This is a genomic window from Tessaracoccus pujii (assembly GCF_054483895.1).
The window spans coordinates 2,556,579-2,573,945 of sequence record NZ_CM137012.1 but is presented as its reverse complement, the minus strand read 5'-3'; the positions used below and the strand labels follow the sequence as shown (position 1 = coordinate 2,573,945).

At 69.8% G+C, this 17,367-nt stretch carries 11 protein-coding genes; 8 read left to right on the top strand and 3 right to left on the bottom strand.

All coding sequences use genetic code 11. The features are described 5' to 3' along the window. Positions 1 to 16 precede the first annotated feature (16 nt). The 6 genes from ACX1D0_RS12185 (at position 17) to ACX1D0_RS12160 (ending at position 8,102) form a co-directional block, all read left to right on the top strand. Positions 17 to 1,600, top strand: a complete 1,584-nt coding sequence (locus tag ACX1D0_RS12185) for a type 2 periplasmic-binding domain-containing protein (protein ID WP_459018182.1) — start codon at positions 17 to 19, stop codon at positions 1,598 to 1,600. A gap of 61 nt (positions 1,601 to 1,661) precedes the next feature. Then, positions 1,662 to 2,630 (top strand): ABC transporter permease, encoded by a 969-nt coding sequence (locus ACX1D0_RS12180; RefSeq protein WP_459018181.1) that lies wholly within the window; start codon positions 1,662 to 1,664, stop codon positions 2,628 to 2,630. 9 nt (positions 2,631 to 2,639) lie between these two features. Continuing rightward, positions 2,640 to 3,554 carry a carbohydrate ABC transporter permease gene (locus ACX1D0_RS12175; protein WP_459018180.1) on the top strand — a complete coding sequence of 305 codons (915 nt, stop codon included), beginning with the start codon at positions 2,640 to 2,642 and terminating at the stop codon, positions 3,552 to 3,554. Next, a complete protein-coding gene (locus ACX1D0_RS12170; RefSeq protein ID WP_459018179.1) occupies positions 3,554 to 4,216 on the top strand; it encodes a YesL family protein in 663 nt (220 codons plus the stop codon). Before ACX1D0_RS12175 ends, ACX1D0_RS12170 begins: the two co-directional genes overlap by 1 nt. A gap of 1 nt (position 4,217) precedes the next feature. Continuing rightward, the gene (locus ACX1D0_RS12165; protein ID WP_459018177.1) at positions 4,218 to 6,236 is read left to right on the top strand and encodes a glycoside hydrolase family 31 protein; all 2,019 of its coding nucleotides are present in this window, start codon (positions 4,218 to 4,220) and stop codon (positions 6,234 to 6,236) included. A gap of 57 nt (positions 6,237 to 6,293) precedes the next feature. Continuing rightward, entirely contained in the window at positions 6,294 to 8,102 is a 1,809-nt protein-coding gene (locus ACX1D0_RS12160; protein WP_459018175.1) for an ABC transporter ATP-binding protein, read from the top strand. On the opposite strand, the gene ACX1D0_RS12155 is transcribed toward ACX1D0_RS12160, so the two are convergent. Beyond that, complete coding sequence (locus tag ACX1D0_RS12155; RefSeq protein ID WP_459018173.1) at positions 8,092 to 8,799, bottom strand: Crp/Fnr family transcriptional regulator; 708 nt, start codon at positions 8,797 to 8,799, stop codon at positions 8,092 to 8,094. The genes ACX1D0_RS12160 and ACX1D0_RS12155 overlap by 11 nt on opposite strands. Positions 8,800 to 8,921: 122 nt before the next feature. On the opposite strand from ACX1D0_RS12155, the gene ACX1D0_RS12150 reads away from it, so the two are divergent. Together ACX1D0_RS12150 and ACX1D0_RS12145 are read left to right on the top strand one after the other, a co-directional pair. After that, positions 8,922 to 9,155, top strand: coding sequence for a heavy-metal-associated domain-containing protein (locus ACX1D0_RS12150; RefSeq protein ID WP_459018172.1), 234 nt, complete (start codon positions 8,922 to 8,924; stop codon positions 9,153 to 9,155). A 9-nt stretch (positions 9,156 to 9,164) separates the two neighbouring features. Continuing rightward, entirely contained in the window at positions 9,165 to 11,006 is a 1,842-nt protein-coding gene (locus ACX1D0_RS12145) for a heavy metal translocating P-type ATPase (RefSeq protein ID WP_459018170.1), read from the top strand. A 12-nt stretch (positions 11,007 to 11,018) separates the two neighbouring features. Here ACX1D0_RS12145 and ACX1D0_RS12140 read toward each other — a convergent pair whose 3' ends face one another. Beyond that, the gene (locus ACX1D0_RS12140) at positions 11,019 to 11,297 is read right to left on the bottom strand and encodes a hypothetical protein (protein ID WP_459018169.1); all 279 of its coding nucleotides are present in this window, start codon (positions 11,295 to 11,297) and stop codon (positions 11,019 to 11,021) included. A gap of 193 nt (positions 11,298 to 11,490) precedes the next feature. Continuing rightward, positions 11,491 to 17,016: an ATP-binding protein gene (locus tag ACX1D0_RS12135; protein ID WP_459018168.1), complete on the bottom strand. Its 5,526-nt coding sequence runs from the start codon at positions 17,014 to 17,016 to the stop codon at positions 11,491 to 11,493. Positions 17,017 to 17,367 lie beyond the last annotated feature (351 nt).

Below are 17,367 nucleotides of genomic sequence, written 5' to 3'. Positions count from 1 at the left end.
GAGAGGAAACACCGACATGAAGATCAGGAAGATTGTCGCTGCCACCGCGGCCCTGGCCACCAGCGCAGTGCTGCTGGCCGGCTGCGGCGGCGAACAGCAGGACCCGGAGACGCTGCGGATCCTGGCCATCAAGCATCCCCTGACCAAGCCCATGGCCGAGATGGAGTGGGTGAACAAGATCCAGGAGGCCACCGGCGCCACCATCGAGTGGGAGGAGGTCGCGGCGGACTGGCCCGAGAAGAAGGCCACGATGCTCGCCGCGGGTGACGTCCCCGACATCATCATCGGCGGCAACGCCATCACCGACACTGACCTTGCCACCTACAGCTCGCTGTTCCTCAACCTGGCCGAGCACATGGAGGCCATGCCCAATGTCGCCGCCATGTTCGACTCGGATCCCCGCCTGGAAGCGTTGGCGACCCTGCCCACCGGTGAGGCCTACGCGCTTCCGTCGTACAAGCGGTTCTGGCCCCTGGCGATCACGCACCAGTACATCAACCAGCAGTGGCTGGACAACCTCGGCCTTGAGGCACCCTCCACGTGGGACGAGCTGTTCGAGGTGCTCTCGGCGTTCAAGACGCAGGACGCCAACGGCAACGGTGACCCGAACGACGAGATCCCGTGGGACTGGTCGCCTGTGGGAACCGGTGGTTTCGGCTACTTCCAGCCCTCGGCCCTTCTCGGCTCCACCGGCCTCCCGATCAACAACGGCGGCGGCCAGGGCTACTTCGTCGAGGACGGCGAGGTGTCCAACTTCATGGTCGACGAGCGCTATCGCGACCTCGTCTCCTTCCTGCACAAGGCCTGGGCCGCGGGCCTGATCAGCGAGCAGGCGTTCACTCAGGACTACTCCGCCTACCAGTCGGTCGGCCGCGGCAACGGCGACGATGCGGCCGTCGGCTTCTCATGGGGGTGGACCTCGTCCGACCGCTTCGGCGCCCAGCTGGCGCCCCAGTACGCCGCGCTGCCCCAGCTGCAGGCGGAGGCCGGTCAGTCCGAGCCCGTGACCTGGAGCTACGACGACGAGAACTACACCGCCAACCACATCATCGTGGCCGCCGAGTCCAACAACCAGGAATTGGCGCTGAAGGTGGTCAACGAGTTCTACGACCAGACCCGCTCCGTCGAGGTGCTGTTCGGCGACATCGGCGAGTACGTGGAGGAGACCGGCGACAACGCCTACAAGGTGCTGCCGCCCTCCGACGGCACGTCCGATCCGTCGTCCTGGAAGTGGACCAACACCATCGCCGACGCCGGTCCGTTCTGGATTCGCGAGTCGATCGAGCTGGAACTTCCCACTGACGTCGCGGAGGCCGTGGAGCAGTCGGTTCCGCTCCAGCCGGCCCTGGACGCCGTGGATCCCGAAGCCGACGTCTACCCGTTCAAGTTCGTCAAGATGACGGCCGAGGACCTCAACACGCTCAACCTCAACAACACCAACGTGCTGTCGCTCACCATGGCGAAGTTCGCCGAGTGGGTCACCCAGGGCGGCGTCGAGGACCAGTGGGATGACTACGTCACCCAGCTCGACGGGCTCGGCATGCCTGAGAACGTGGAGATCTACCAGCGCTACTACGACGAGTTCGTCGCCAACCAGTGATCGGCCGACCAATGGGCGCCGAACTCCGGCGCCCATTGGTCCCACCCCTAAGGACCGAATCATGACGACACTGACCCGCGAGGCCACCACGGTTCTCGCGCCCGGGGCACGGCCCAAGCTGTCCCCTCCTGCCAGGCTGCGGCGCCACGTCTCGCGGCAGTGGCAGCTATGGGTGATGCTGCTGCCCGCCATCGCGTTCGTGGGGCTCTTCTCCTACGTGCCCATGTACGGCATCCAGTTGGCCTTCCGCGAGTTCGACTTCCAGGCCGGCCTCACCGGCGGCGACTGGGTGGGCCTCAAGTACTTCGTCCAGTTCTTCGAGAGCCCCCTCTTCTGGAACCTGCTGCGCAACACCTTCGTGATCAGTTTCTCGACCCTGGTGTTCGGCTTCATCGCCCCGATCATCCTGGCTCTCGTGGTCAACCAGATCTTCCGCCCGGGCCGCAAGCGGTTCATGCAGACCGCCACCTACCTGCCTCACTTCATCTCCGTCGTGGTGATGGTGGGCATGCTGCAGGTGTTCCTCAACCCGACGTCGGGCGTCGTCGCGCGGCTGTTCTACTTCCTCGGCTTCGAGGGCAACTTCCTGGGCGACACCGCCTCCTTCGTGCCGGTGTACGTCATCTCCGAGGTGTGGCAACACGCAGGCTGGAACTCGATCATCTACCTTGCCGCCTTGTCCTCGATCGACCCGCAGCTCTACGAGGCGGCCCGCGTCGACGGCGCCAACCGCTGGAGACTGATCCGCCACGTCGACATCCCTGCCCTGGTGCCGACGATGATCATCCTGCTCATCCTCACGATGGGCGGCATTCTGGCCACCGGCTTCGAGAAGATCTTCCTGATGCAGAACACGCTGAACCTGCCGGTCTCGGAGGTCATCGCCACCTACGTCTACAAGATCGGCATCGTCAGCAACCAGTTCAGCTACGGCACCGCCATCGGCCTGTTCAACACCGCCATCAACTTCGCGTTCCTGGTGGGCGCCAACTGGCTCGCCAAGCGTTACTCCAACACGAGCCTCTGGTAGGAGCGGATCATGTCAACAACCCGATTGGCGCGGCTCAGAAACCAGAGCCCCAGCGACACCCTCTTCGTCGTCACCCTCGTGGTGGTGTGCCTGGCGATCCTCTTCGCCATCATCTACCCCGTCTACTTCGTCCTCATCGCCTCGATCAGCGAGCCCCGGCTCGTCTCCACAGGGCGGGTGGTGTTCCTCCCCGAGGGCATCAACTTCTTCGGCTACGCCCAGGTGTTCGCCGATACCCGCATCTGGATCGGCTACCGGAACACCATCGTGTATGCGGTGGTGGGAACCGCGCTGAACCTGCTCGTCACCCTGCCGGCCGCGTACGCGCTGTCCCGGCCGGAGTTCCGGCCGCGACGGTTCCTCACGCTGTTCTTCGCGTTCACCATGTTCTTCAGCGGCGGGCTCATCCCCACCTACCTGCTCTACCGCGACCTCGGGCTGATCGACAACTGGCTGGTGTTCATCCTCCCCGGCGCCGTCAACGTCTACAACCTCATCATCGCGCGCGCGTTCTTCGAGAACTCACTGCCCAACGAGCTCTACGAGGCTGCCATGCTCGACGGCCTCAACCACTTCCAGTACTTCCTGCGGGTGGCGCTGCCGCTGAGCAAGGCGATCATCTCCGTGATCGGCCTCTACTACCTGGTGGCCCGATGGAACGACTTCTTCACGGGCCTGGTGTTCGTGCGCACCTACGACAAGCAGCCCCTCATGATCGTGCTGCGTGACATCCTGCTGCAGAATCAGGCGTTCGCCGGGGGAGCGGGAACCGCCGGCGGGACGGGCGGCGCGTACGGGCAGGACTACGCGGACCAGATCAAGTACGCCGTCATCGTGGTGGCCACGCTGCCGGTCATCGTGGTCTACCCCTTCATCCAGAAGTACTTCGAGAAGGGCGTCATGATCGGGTCGGTGAAGGGCTGATGCGCCGCGTCGTCGGCTGGCACACCGGCCTGGGGGAGACCACTCTTCGCCTGTCCCTCATCAATCTGCTGTGGATCGCCTTCACGCTCGCCGGCGCCGTGGTGCTCGGGATCTTCCCGGCCACGTCTGCCGCGATGGGGGTGCTGCGTCGCGACGCGATGGATCGGCGGGCCGAAGCCGGCGGGGCGCCTGCGACGCCCCGCGCACCGCTGCACCGCGAGTTCGCGGACCTGTGGCGCCGGGAGTTCCGAAGCGCCAACGGGCTGGGCTGGGTGGTCACCCCGGTGTGGGCGCTGCTGGCCTACGAGTACTGGATCCTCGGCAACTTCCAGCTCGGCCTGCCCGGTGGAGCGGTCGAGGCCGTCCTCCTGCTGGCGATGCTGGTGCTGTTCGTGATGACCAGCAACCTGTGGGTGCTCCAGGCCCACTTCGCGGAGGGTCCCTTCGCCCTGCTGCGGCGAAGCCTCATCCTGACGGTGGGCCGGCCGGCCTCTGCGCTGCTCGTGGCCGCCGGGGTGCTGGGGGTCGCGGCGGTCTACGTGATGATGCCGGGGCTGGGCGCCGTCTTCGGCATCGCGGCGGCCGCCTTCCTGGCCACCGGCCACCTGTGGGGGGCCGGGATCCTGGCCCCGTCGCCGTCGCACGCCGCGTCGGGGGTGTGAGGTGCTCGAGGTCCGCGACTGCGGGTTCCGGTGGCTCGGCGGTGGCGAGTCCCTGACGGTCGAGGCGTGGGGTGAGGGCTCGGTGCGCGTGCGGTCGGCCATCGGAGAGGTGGGCGACGCCGACTGGGCGTTGCTCCCCGGTCCCGCGGCTTCGGCCGAGGTCGTCGTAGACGGCGACACCGCGACTCTGACCACCGGCGGGCTCACCGTGGTGGCGCACCAACACTCCGGGCTGGACTGGCAGTACGGCCAGACCCGGTTCGACTGCCGTCTCGAGTTCCGCGACAGGGACGGCCGGCTGCTGTTCCGCGAGGTGACCTCAGGTGGAGCGCTCAAGCGCGACGCCCGGCGCTACGAGCCATTGCCGGGCGGAGGCTACCGTGCGACGCTTGCGCTGGAGGCGCCGTCGGACGAGCGGCTCTGGGGAATGGGGCAGTACCAGGACGGCGTCGGCGACCTGAAGGGATCCACCCTCGAACTCGCCCACCGCAACTCCCAGGCGAGCGTCCCCTTCGTCCTGTCCAGCGCCGGCTACGGATTCCTCTGGCACTGCCCTGCCATCGGCCGGGCCACCTTCGCGGCCAACCGGACCGAGTGGGTGGCCGAGTCCGCCACCCAGCTGGACTACTGGGTGGTGGCGGCCGACACTCCGGCCGAGATCCACCGTCGCTACGCCGACGCCACCGGGCACGCGCCGATGATGCCCGAGTTCGGGCTGGGGTTCTGGCAGTGCAAGTTGCGCTATGCCAGCCAGGACGAGCTGCTCGAGGTGGCGCGGGAACACAAGCGTCGCGAGCTGCCGCTGGACGTGATCGTGGCCGACTTCTTCCACTGGCCGCACATGGGCGACTACCGCTTCGACGACGAGTTCTGGCCAGACGTCGAGGCCATGACGGCCGAGCTGGCCGGCCTCGGCGTCGAGCTGATGGTGTCGGTGTGGCCGCAGGTGTCGCTGGAGTCCGAGAACTTCGACGAGTTGGCCGAACGCGGTTACCTCGCCCGCACCAACGCCGGCATCGACGTCCAGATGTGGTTCCAGGGGCCCAGCCGGTTCGTCGACGCCACCAACCCGGGGGCCAGGCAATGGCTGTGGGACACCTGCCGGCGCAACTACGCCGACCGCGGGGTGCGGCTGTTCTGGCTCGACGAGGCGGAGCCGGAGTGGGGCGCCTACGAGGCGTCTGCCTACCGGTTCCATGCCGGCCAGGCGCTCGCGGTCGGCAACCTCTATCCGGCTGCGTTCTCGCGGGCGTTCGCGGAAGGCCAGGCCGCAGACGGCGTCGACGGGGTGGTCAACCTCGTCCGGTGCGCCTGGGCCGGCTCCCAACGCCACGGGGCCCTGGTGTGGTCCGGTGACATCGCGTCCACCTGGGCATCGCTGCGCGCCCAGATCACTGCAGGCATCCACATCGGGGTGGCCGGCATCCCGTGGTTCACCACCGACATCGGCGGCTTCTACGGCGGCCACGTCGACGACCCGGCGTTCCACGAGCTGCTCGTGCGCTGGTTCCAGTTCGGCACCTTCCTGCCGGTGATGCGGCTGCACGGGGACCGGGCGCCGGGTGTCGCGGTGGTCGGGGCCGACGGTTCGGCGCGCCTCCCGTCGGGCGCTCCGAACGAGGTGTGGAGCTACGGCGAGGAGGTCTACGGTGTCCTGCGCGAGCACCTGTTCCTCCGCGAGGCGTTGCGTGACTACACCCGCGCCGCGATGGCCGAGGCGCACCGCGACGGCCAACCCGTGATGCGGGGGGTGTTCCACGGCTTCCCCGACGACGACGTCGCCTGGACGCTCACCGACCAGTTCCTCTTCGGGCCGGACCTGCTGGTTTCTCCGGTGGTGGAGCAGGGGGCGAGGTCGCGGCGCGTCTACCTTCCTGCCGGAGCGACCTGGACCTCCCTGGCCACCGGGGAGCGCCTCGACGGCGGGGCCTGGGTGGACGTCGAGGCTCCGCTACGCGCCATCCCGGTGTTCGCCCGGAACGGCTCCTGCGCCCACCTCGTGGGCCGACGGTGGGGCTGAGCGGCCGCTTCGGCGCCCAGAGTCGACGCGGGTAGAGTGCCCCCGAAGGAGTCATCCGTGCGCAGCATCGTCACCATCATGGCCACAGCCAGAGAGCTGTGGCCCCTCTACCTCACCGTCACCCTCGGCGCGATCGCCACCTCCGCCACCGCGCTGCTGACGCCGTTCGTCATCGCGCGGGCCACCGACACGGTGGTCGACATCGCGGAGGGTCGAGGCGGGACCGTCGCGGACCTCATGTGGCTGGCGGTGGTGCTGCTGATCATCGCGCTGGCCAACTCGGCGATCACCAACGTCTCGGGCTACTTCGGCGACCTGATGTCCGTGCGGCTGCGCGCCATCCTCTCGGCCAACTACTACCGCAAGCTCCTGCGCCTCCCGCAGCGCTACTACGACAACGAGCTCACCGGCACCATCATCTCCCGGCTCAACCGCTCCATCACGTCGATCACAGACTTCCTCCAGACCTTCAGCAACGGCTTCTTCCCGACGGTGGTGACGCTGCTCGCGGTGCTCGTCATCACGGCGTTCTACTCGCCGTGGCTGACGATCCTGCTCATCCTCATCTACCCGACCTTCGTGTGGCTGACGGCCAGGACGTCGACGAAGTGGCAGGTGTGGGAGAAGCAGAAGAACGACCACTACGACATCTCCGGCGGCCGCTTCTCCGAGGTGATCGGGCAGATGCGGGTGGTGAAGAGCTTCGTCACCGAGAAGAGCGAGCTGGAGTCGTTCAAAGGCCACTACCGCGACGCCATCGGATTGTCGCGGCAGCAGTCGCGGTTCTGGCACACCATGGACCTCTGGCGCAGGGGGGCGCTGGACGTGGTGTTCTTCGGGATCTACGCCATCATCTTCTACCAGACGGCCAGCGGTCAGTACACCGTCGGCACCATGGTCCTCCTCATCCAGCTCACCACGATGGCGCGCATGCCCGTCACCTCCATGAGCTACTGGGTGGACATGACGCAGCGCGCCGTCGCCGGAAGCCGCGAGTACTTCAAGGTGATGGACGAGACCGACGAGCCCAACAACGCGCTGGAGGCCGCGCCGTCGGCCGTGGTGCAGTGGGTGGAGTCCGATCCCGTGATCGAGTTCGACCACGTGGACTTCGGCTACGGCGACGGTGACGGCACCGACGACCTCGTCCTCAGGGACATCGACCTCACGGTGAACCGCGGCGAGCGGATCGCGTTCGTGGGCGAATCCGGAGGCGGCAAGACCACGCTGGTCAACCTCATCATGAAGCTCTACCCGGTGACCTCCGGGACGCTTCGCGTCCACGGCCAGTCCGTCGACGACGTGCCGACCGTGGCGCTCCGCCGCGAGGTGGGCGTGGTGTTCCAGGACGCCAGCCTGTTCTCCGGCACCATCCGCGAGAACATGGCCTACGGGCAGGACGGGGTCACCGACGAACAGTTGGCGGTCGCGGGGCGGCGCGCCAACGCGATGACGTTCATCTCGCACCTCCACAACGGCTTCGACACCGAGATCGGCGAACGGGGAGTCAAACTCTCCGGCGGGCAGAAGCAGCGGCTCTCCGTGGCGCGGGCCCTGCTCAAGGACGCCCCGATCCTCATCCTCGACGAGGCCACCAGCTCCCTGGACACCAAGTCCGAGCGCGCGGTGCAGGCCGGGTTGGAGGAGCTGATGGAGGGCCGGACCACGCTGATCATCGCCCACCGGCTCTCGACGATCTCGACGGTGGACCGGATCGTGACGCTGCGCGACGGCCGCATCGACGAGATCGGTACCCCCGCCGAGTTGGCCGCCACCGACGGCATCTACGCCGAGCTGCTGGCCCTGCAGGGCTCCACGCGGAAGGCGGACAAGGCCCGCCTCCTGCGCTACGACATCACCCAGTAGCGTCGGCGCGGCGCTCGAGCGCCTCAGCGTCGAGGATCCGCACCTCGCGGCGGCCCGCCAGCTCCACCACGCCGTCGTCGACGAGGTCGCGCAGCCGGCGGCTGAACGTCTCCGGGGTGGTGCCCAGGTAGCTCGCCACGTCCTTCTTCGCCATGGGCAGCTCGACGACCGCGCCCTCGGGGTCGCGGCGGGCCGGGAGGTCCAAGAGGTACGCCGCGACCCTCGCGCCCACGTCCCGCCCCCCGAAGGCGGCCAGCATCCGCTCGGCCGCGGCCAGCCGCTCCGCCTGCATCTGCAGCATCCGCACCGCGATGTCCGGGTAGCGGGCGACGAGGCGCGCGAGGTCGGCGTGGTCGAACGAGCACAGCTCGGCGTCGGTCTCGGCATAGGCGTAGTTGTCCGGGCGGCGTCCCAGGATGAAGGAGGCCTCGCCGACGACACTGCCCGGTCCTATCACCCGCACGACGCGCTCATGGCCCGTGTCCAGGAGGTGCACCACCCGGACGCTTCCGCGGTGGATGACAAGGAGGCGTCTGGTCCGGTCGGTCGGGGCGAGCAGCTGCTCACCGGCGGCGGCCCTGATCGGCCTCGCGAATCCTGCCACCTCCTCCTGCTGGCCGGCGTCCAGCCCGCGAAACACCGGGACCAGCGCCACGCAGGTGTCGCCGGCGTGATGGACCTGCACGTGCTGAGTCATGTCCCCACCCTGCCCCAGGCTTGCCCGCCGCGGCTTGATCCACGTCAAGGAGACGTCGGCGGTACCCCCGTAGCGTCGAGACATCGCCGCATCCAGCGGCATCGACCCTCCAGGAGGAGACCATGTCCACCGCGACCATCACCCACACCACCCTCCGCGCCGAAGGCTTCAGCTGCCCGTCGTGCGTGGCCAAGATCGAGAAGGCACTCAGCGCGCTGCCCGGGGTGACGACGGCGAAGGTCCACTTCGCCTCCTCCCGCATCGAGGTGGATCACGACCTCAGCCGCACCAGCGTCGACGAACTCGTGGCCGCCGTCGCCAAGGCCGGCTACACCGCCCGCCCGTCGGCGTTCTGAGGACCTGCCATGACACTCCTGTCCCACCGCTGGCGAGTGCCGGCGCTCTCCGGGTTCCTCATCCTGTCCTCATGGGTGGCCGGCGCGCTCGCGTGGCCGGCGGCCGACTGGCTCATGCTGACCGCCGCCGTCGTGGCCGGCGCACCGGTGGCCCGATCCGCGGTGCGGGCGCTTCGGCTGCGGGTGATCGGGATCGACCTGCTGGTCGCCGTCGCCGCCGTGGGCGCCATCGCGATCGGCAACTACTGGGAGGCTGCCGCGGTCACGTTCCTCTTCGCCGTCGGCCACGCGCTGGAGGACGCGACCCTGGCCAAGACCCGCTCCGCACTGGCCGAGCTGGTGGCCCTGGTGCCCGACACCGCCACCGTCGTCCGCGACGGTGCCCAGGTGGAGGTGCCGGCCGGTGAGGTGAGGGTCGGCGAGACCGTGGTGGTCAAGCACGGCGGGCGGGTCCCCGTCGACGGAGTGGTGACCTCCGGGCGGGCGGCCGTCGACGAGGCCGCGATCACCGGCGAATCAATCCCCGCCGAGAAGTCCGCAGGGGACTCCCTGTTCGCCGGCACGATTGTCGCGGACGGATTCGTCACCCTCGACGTCACCGGCGTCGGCGCCGACACCACCCTCGCACGCATCGTCCACCGGGTGGAGGAGGCGCAGGACGCCAAGGCCCGCACCCAGCAGTTCATGGAGCGCTTCTCCCGCTGGTACACCCCGGGGATCATCGCCCTGGCCGTCGTGGTGGGGCTGCTCACCCGCGACCTCGAACTGGCCCTCACGCTCCTGGTCATCGGCTGCCCCGGCGCCCTGGTCATCTCCGTGCCGGTGGCGCTGGTGGCGGGCATCGGCCGCGCCGCCCGCGACGGCATCCTCATCAAGGGCGGCGAATTCCTCGAGACTGCAGCCCGCGTCGACACCGTCGCGCTGGACAAGACCGGCACGCTCACCGTCGGCCGGCCCGCGCTGACCGACGTGGTGGCCCGCGGTGACTGGACCGCCGACGAGGTGCTCGGCTGGGCCGCGCGCGCGGAGGCCGGCTCGGATCATCCGCTGGCCCTCCCCGTCGTCGAGGAGGCGGTGGCCCGCGGGCTGGACGTGCCCGCCATCCCCGACGGTGTGCGCACAGTGCCCGGACATGGCGTGGTCGCGATGGTCGGTGGGCGTGAGGTGGCCGTCGGCACCCTCGCGTTGGTCGCGCCGCAGGGCGACGCGTGGGCGGCCCAGGCGGCCGCGACGCTCGCCGACGCCGGCCACACCCCGCTCATGGTGGCCGTGGACGGCGACGTCGTCGGCGCCATCGGGGTGGCCGACGCCGTGCGACCCGAGGCCGCTGAGCTGGTGGCAGCCCTGCACCGCGTCGGTGTGACTCGCGTCCTCATGCTCACCGGCGATCAGGCGAGGGTCGCGGCGGCGGTCGCGGGGACGGTGGGGATCGCCGACGCCCGCTCCGGGCTCCTGCCCGAGCAGAAGCTCGACGTGGTGCGGGCCCTCCAGGCCGAGGGCCGCGTCGTCGCGATGGTCGGGGATGGTGTCAACGACGCCCCGGCGCTCGCCCTGGCCGACGTCGGGATCGCGATGGGGGCGGCGGGCTCGGCGGTCGCGGTGGAGACGGCCGACATCGCCCTGATGACCAGCCGGCTGGACCGGATCCCGCAGGCCATCGGTTTGGCGAAGCGCACCGTGATGGTCATGAGGCAGAACATCGTCATCGCGCTCCTGACGGTGGGGACGCTGCTGGCGGGTGTGTTGTTCGGTGGGGTGACGATGTCGATCGGGATGCTCGTCCACGAGGCGTCCGTGCTGATCGTGATCGTCAACGGCATGCGCCTGCTGCGCCGGGCGCGTGGGGAATGACCGCGCGATCGCTCACCCGGTGTAACGGTCGAGCATGCGGCGGACGTCCCCCACGGTGGAGCCTTCGCCGCCGGTCCAACGCGGCTCGTCGTCCGACAGTAGAGCGAGCATGCCGGTCAGCTCGTCGGTGGCCAGGTGGTGGAGGCGTTCGAGGTCCTTACGTGCCGACGGGCGGGTGGGAAGCGCAGCCTCGACGGCGGCCGCTCCCTCGTCGGTGGTCACGCCGTTGGCCAGGATCCCGGCCCAGAAGAGCCGGGTGCGGGTGAGCTGCCACAAGTCGTCGTCGGTCACGGCCCGAGCCTACTGTCAGCGATGTCCTGAGGCCGGGTGGGAACGTCGTTCACGGTGGTCGACGCGCGCTGCGCGCCGCTGTGGCGGCTCGGCGCGGCTCGACCCGAGGGGTCCGAGGCCTCCGGCGGCAGGGTCGATTTCAGTGGTGGATCCTGGACGGTCTTTCATCCAGGATCCACCACTGAAACGGGGGTCAGCCCCGGTGGGCCTCGATCACCCCAACGATCGCCGGGCGGAGCTCGGACGGGGCGATCACCCGGTCCACCGAACCCACCTGAACGGCCCGATGGATGTTGTGCACGCCGTCGAACTCGGCCGCGATCTCCGAGATCTTCTCGGCGCGGACCGCGGCGCGGACGTCCGACAGCTGCACCTGCAGATCGGCGCGCTGCTCCGGTGCCGCCACGCGCAGACGGGCCTCCAGATCCGCGACCCTCGCGTCCGCGGCCGTCCGCTTCGCCACATCCCCGGCGAACACGACCGCCGCGGCGGGCGCGCCGCCGATCACCGAGGCGAACGAGCCCTCGATGGCCAGCACCGTCATGTTCTCGTTCAACCGCTTGGAGAACACGACGAACGCCCCGCCGTGATAGCGGGAGATGACGACGAACACGATGGGCCCGTCGAAATTGACAATGGCCCGGCCGATCTCGGCGCCGTACTCCAACTGCAGGTTGCGCATCGACTCCGGCGAACCGTCGAAGCCGGACAGGTTCGCCAGCACCACCAGCGGCCGGTTGCCCGACGCCGCGTTGATCGCGCGGGCCACCTTCTTCGACGACCGCGGGAACAGCGTGCCGCCCGTGAATGTGTCAGGGCCGTCGGTGGGAGGGAATCCTGCGCGCGGCACCGGCGTCGACTCGATGCCGACCACGCTCACCGAGTGCCCGCCGATCCGGGCGTCCACCACGACGGCGGTCTCCGCCTCTGCCATGCCCGCCCAGCGCTCGACTCGCGGGTGATCCTGGTCGCAGACCGCCGCGATGACGGTGCGGATGTCGAACGGCTTCTTCCGGTCCGGGTTGTGCTCACGGGAGAAGATCTGGCCGACGGTGGCGAAGTCGGTGCCGATGTTGTGCGGGTAGTCCGACACGTCGCGGTCGACGGCGTCGCCGGTCACCGCCCGACGGGGCCCGGTCTCGCCCGGGGCCACGTAGGTGTGGTCGTAGTGCGAGAGCAGGAGCGCCATCGCCGCGCCCAGGTCCTTGGCCCAGTACTGCGCCTGCCCGTTGGGGCCCATGACGCGGTCGTAGCCGCCGATCCCGAAGTTGTCCTCCGCCGAGACGCCGCCGGAGAAGTCCAGCGACTGCTTGCCGGTGAGCACCATCGCCGAGTCCGGCGTCATCACCAGGATGCCCTTGGTGTGCATGAGCATGGTGGCCTCGGCGTTCCAGTACGGCTGGGCGCCCACGTTGATGCCGGCCACCACGACGTTGATCTCGCCGCCGGCCTGCGTGAACTCGACGATGCGCCGCAGCGCGGCGCCCACCCAGTCCATGTTCTCCGTGCCCGACTCCATCGAGATCCTCGCCCCGGAGCTGAGCGTGAACCACTCCAAAGGGACGCTCGTCTCCTCGGCGAGGTCCAGGGCTGCCATGATCCGCGAGCACTCCGGCTCGGCGACGGCGCCCAGGCCCTTCGTCGGATCGCCCGACAGCACGATGCGCGTGACGCCCTCGGGGTGCAGCGCCGTGGGGGTGGTGACCCGGGCCACGATGATGCCCGCCTTGTTGCGCCCCGGAGCACGGTCCACCTCGACGAGGCGGCCCGAATCGTCGAGGTCGAGCTCGACGAGGGACCCGCCGGGACCCGCGAGGGACGCAGACAGCTCGTACGGGTAGACCAACCCGCGACGGCGGGCGCGCAGCACCTTGCCGGCGTAGTCGTCGAGCGGCTTGAGGGGCTCGGTCGGCGGGGAGCTGACCGTGGTGGTCACCCCGGCGCCCGGTTGGGCGTGGAAGCGGACTGCCAGCGGGATGGTGCGGTCGGGGCGGACGAAACGGCCCTGGCACAGGACCTCCTCGATGCCCGCGCCGTCGGACAGCGGCGTGATCCGGTCCTGCAGCGGCTTGATGTCCTCGATGTCGAGGTCGATCTCCGGCCACACATGCACCCACACGTGATTCATGTCCAGCTTCGAGCCGGCCTTACCCCGCGACGACCGGGTTCGCCGGATGGCCTCGAGACAGTTCGCCACGGCGCGCTCCGCGTGCGGCAGCCCGATCAGCCGGCCCTCCGCGTCGCGCACCACGGCCAGTTGGCGCACCTGCGCCATGGCCACCAGGCGGCGATCCTCCGGGTTGGTCTTGGCGACGCACTCGAACAGCAGCACGTCTACGGGGGCGGGCAGGCGCGTGGTGTCGAAGTCGCGCAGGCGCCAGAGGTCCAGCCGGCGGCCGGCCATCGGCGGAAGTCCGCGGATCTTCTCGTCCTCGACGATCGCGCCCTCCGTGAACCGGAACGTGCGGTACTCGACGGCGCCGTCGGCCGTGCACACGGCCACCGCGACCCGCTGCACCGCCGGGTCCCACGCCCAGGACCGCAGCCTGTCGAGGAGTTCCGCGCCGAGCGCATCGGCGTCGGGGCGCTCCGGCCACAGCACGTACAGCTCGACGACCGCGTCGTACCCGGCCGTCCGACCCGCGATCTGCGCGGCCACCACCTGCTCCAGGGGGCCACCGGAGGCCAGCTCGTCGGCTTGTCCGACGGTGAGGACGATGCGGCGCGGACGCCCGCTCAGCTCGTAGTGACCGAGCACCACCGAGCGCCCGTCCACCGTCAGGCGCTGGACATCGGTCAGGCCGTAGTCGGTGTAGTACTTGCGCAGCAGAACCTCCAGCATCGGTTCGTGCGCGGGAACGCCGCGACCCAGCCGTGCCGCCAGGAAGTTGGCCGTCCACTCGGGGATGGCCGCCAGCCGTGCAATACGTGCGTCGTAGTCAGCAGCATCCGGGGTCGCGGCCAGGGCCTCCACTTCGTCGCCGACGCCCGCGACGATGGCGGAGCGGTCAGCGTCCACCTGCGGCTGGTCGAACCACCGGAAGCGCACCGAGCGGGCCAGGTCCCCGACGGCGGGGAAACGCAGCTGTGTGGCCCGCACGAGCCGCTCCAACTGGGCGCGGGCCGCGACGGCGAGTTCGGCGTCGGGCGCCGGCTCGCTGATCCACCGGTCCAGGATGCCCAGGATCAGCGGTACGTCGGAGGCCACCCGCTTCTGTGCGAGGAAGATCCGGAAGACGGCGGCCTCGAGCGCCGGCGTGCGGTCGAGCGAGTCCACGCCGTAGTGGCGCAGCGCATCGGCGAGGCGGTCGACGAAGTGCCCGGGCAGCCCGGCCCGGTCCGCGTCGAGGGTGGTGAGGTAGCGGTGGAAGTGCTCGCGGTCCGAATGCACCCGCAGCTCGGTGTTGGCCTGTTCGCCCAGCGGGCGGTTGCGGCTGAGCTCGGCGAGGTCGGCCACCAGGGCGAGCAGCTCGGTCTCGGCCGCCACCACGTTCACACCCGCGTCGCGGGCCTCGTCGCGGGCCTCGAGATACCGGCGCAGCGTCGTGGCCGACGGGTCCACGTCGAAGCCCATCAGGGTCGCGGACAGGTCTGAGAGCAGGCGACCGGCCCGTGCGGCGGGATCCGCGACAGGCGGGCAAACCGGGATGTCGACGGGCGGCTTGTCCTCGGCCGCGACCGTGGCGCCGCCGTTGCCCAACGGCTCCAGGCGCACCAGCGGGGCCATGGACTCCACCTGCGAGCCCGTGATCACCATGAGCTCCTTCACGCGCCCGGCGAACGGGGCGTGCACGGCCGTCTCCATCTTCATGGACTCCAGCACCACGACGGCGGCGCCCGCCTCCACCTCGTCGCCCACCTTCACCGGTGTCGCCACCACGAGGGCCGGCGCGGGGGAGCGCAGCACGCCGCCCTCGTCACGCGAGACGCGGTGGGTGACGCCGTCGACCTCGATGAGGTGGATGGGGCCGTGGGTCGCGGTGACGATGCGGTGCCGCTCGCCCCCCACCGTCACGCGGCCGTGGACGTCGTCGAGGCGCTGCAACTCTGCCTCGGTGGCCTGCCCGTCCACGACGACGCGGTAGCGCCCGGGAGCGACGGCGAAGGCGGTGACGCTGTGGGTGGTGCCGCGGAGCTTGAGGTCCACCTGCGCCCCGGACTTGTGCTGCGTCTGCGGGCGGCCGCCGTGCGCGGTGGTGAGCAGGCGGTCAGTCTCGATGGCGGTGCTCTCCTCGTAGGCCTCGATCGCGGCCACCACCAGGGCCACGCCCGCGTGCTCGTCGGCGATGAGCCCGCCGTCGGCGCGGGTGCGGTCGATCCAGCCGGTGTCGGCCCACTGCACCGTCTCGGCGGTCGTACCGGCGGCGGCGCGGCGCGGCGCCTCCTGCCTGGCCGCCCGGCCCGTCACCTCGGGTTGCTTCAGCAGTTCCAGGACGAAGCTCTTGTTCGTGGCGCCGCCCTCGATGACGACGGTGGTCTCGGCCATGGCGCGACGCAGGCGGCCCAGCGCCTCGTCGCGGGTGCGGCCGTAGGCGATGATCTTGGCGATCATGGAGTCGAAGTCCGCGGGGATCGAATCCCCCTCGGCCACGCCGGTGTCGACGCGGATGCCGGGGCCGGCGGGCAGGTCGAGGCGGGTGATGAGGCCGGGAGCGGGGGCGAAGTCGCGGTCCGGGTCCTCGGCGTTGAGCCGGGCCTCGACGGCGTGTCCGAACTCGACCGGCCGCTCGGTCAGCGTGCCGCCGGCGGCCACGTGGATCTGGGCCTTGACCAGGTCGAACTCGTTGGTGACCTCGGTGATGGGATGCTCCACCTGCAGGCGCGTGTTGACCTCCAGGAACGCGAACATCCTGTCCCCGGGGTGGTAGAGGAACTCCACCGTGCCGGCGCCGCGGTAGCCGACGGCCAGCGCCAGCCGCTCCGCGGAGGCCTTCAGCTCCTCGTTCTGGTCGACGGTGAGCAGCGGGGAGGCGGACTCCTCGATGATCTTCTGGTTGCGGCGTTGGATGGTGCAGTCGCGCACGCCGATCGCCCACGCGGTTCCCTGGCCGTCGGCGATGACCTGCACCTCGACGTGGCGGGCGCCGGTGACGAGCTTCTCCAGGAACACGACGCCGGAGCCGAACGCGCGCTCGGCCTCGTCGCGGGTTCGCTGGTAGGCATCCGCCAGTTCCTCGCCGGTGGTGACCATGCGGATGCCGCGACCGCCGCCGCCCGCCGTCGCCTTGAGCATGAGCGGGTAGCCGATGCTCTCGGCCGCCGCGAGTGCCTCGTCGAGGGTGTCGACGCCGCCGCGCGACCACGGCGCCACCGGCACGCCCACCTCCTCCGCGATCAGCTTGGAGCCGATCTTGTCGCCCAGCTTGCGCATCGCGTCGCCGGAAGGGCCGATGAACGTGATGCCGAGGGATTCGACGAGGTCGGCGAACGCGGCGTCCTCCGCGACGAAGCCCCACCCCACCCACACGGCGTCGGCCCTGGCCTCGGTGAGGACGCGGGCTAGGAGCTGGTGGTTGAGGTAGGGGCGCTCCGATGCCGGACCCAGCGGGAGGGCCTCGTCGGCCTCGCGGGCGAACATGGCGGAGCGCTCGGCGTCCGTGTACAGCGCGATCGTGGTGATGGGGTCGCGGTCCGAGTGCTCGGCGTTGAGATCCCTTACCGCGTGGATGAGCCGCATGGCGGCTTCTCCGCGGTTGACGATGGCGATGCGTTGGAACACCGGTTCCTCCTCAAGGTCGACGAGCACCCGCGGGCGACGCACGCAGGGGCTGAGTGTCAATGTCGCACCATGGGGACCTGCTGCGCGACTCGACGCGACGGTGACCGCCGGATTGGGTGTGGGAGCGCGCGCGGCGCTCAACCGTGCGCAGAAATCCTTGTGGGAATCTCACAACAGGGAGCCGATGCCTCCGGCCTGTGGGCGTGAGCGCCATGATGGGCTGCTCTCACGGTGTCGGTCACCATCAGACCGCGCCCGCGGAGGGCCACCACCGGGATGGCAGAGACCACTCTCATCACAGTTGCGGTAATCGTTCCTCCAGGCTGGTGCTCGGCGCCCCGGCGGCCCCGA

What these genes read in the sequence shown, in the direction of transcription:
- ACX1D0_RS12185 (WP_459018182.1), top strand. Translation starts at nt 17, where the DNA reads ATGAAGATCAGGAAGATTGTCGCTGCCACCGCGGCCCTGGCCACCAGC.
- ACX1D0_RS12180 (WP_459018181.1), top strand. Translation starts at nt 1,662, where the DNA reads ATGACGACACTGACCCGCGAGGCCACCACGGTTCTCGCGCCCGGGGCA.
- ACX1D0_RS12175 (WP_459018180.1), top strand. Translation starts at nt 2,640, where the DNA reads ATGTCAACAACCCGATTGGCGCGGCTCAGAAACCAGAGCCCCAGCGAC.
- ACX1D0_RS12170 (WP_459018179.1), top strand. Translation starts at nt 3,554, where the DNA reads ATGCGCCGCGTCGTCGGCTGGCACACCGGCCTGGGGGAGACCACTCTT.
- ACX1D0_RS12155 (WP_459018173.1), bottom strand. Translation starts at nt 8,799, where the DNA reads ATGACTCAGCACGTGCAGGTCCATCACGCCGGCGACACCTGCGTGGCG.
- ACX1D0_RS12150 (WP_459018172.1), top strand. Translation starts at nt 8,922, where the DNA reads ATGTCCACCGCGACCATCACCCACACCACCCTCCGCGCCGAAGGCTTC.
- ACX1D0_RS12145 (WP_459018170.1), top strand. Translation starts at nt 9,165, where the DNA reads ATGACACTCCTGTCCCACCGCTGGCGAGTGCCGGCGCTCTCCGGGTTC.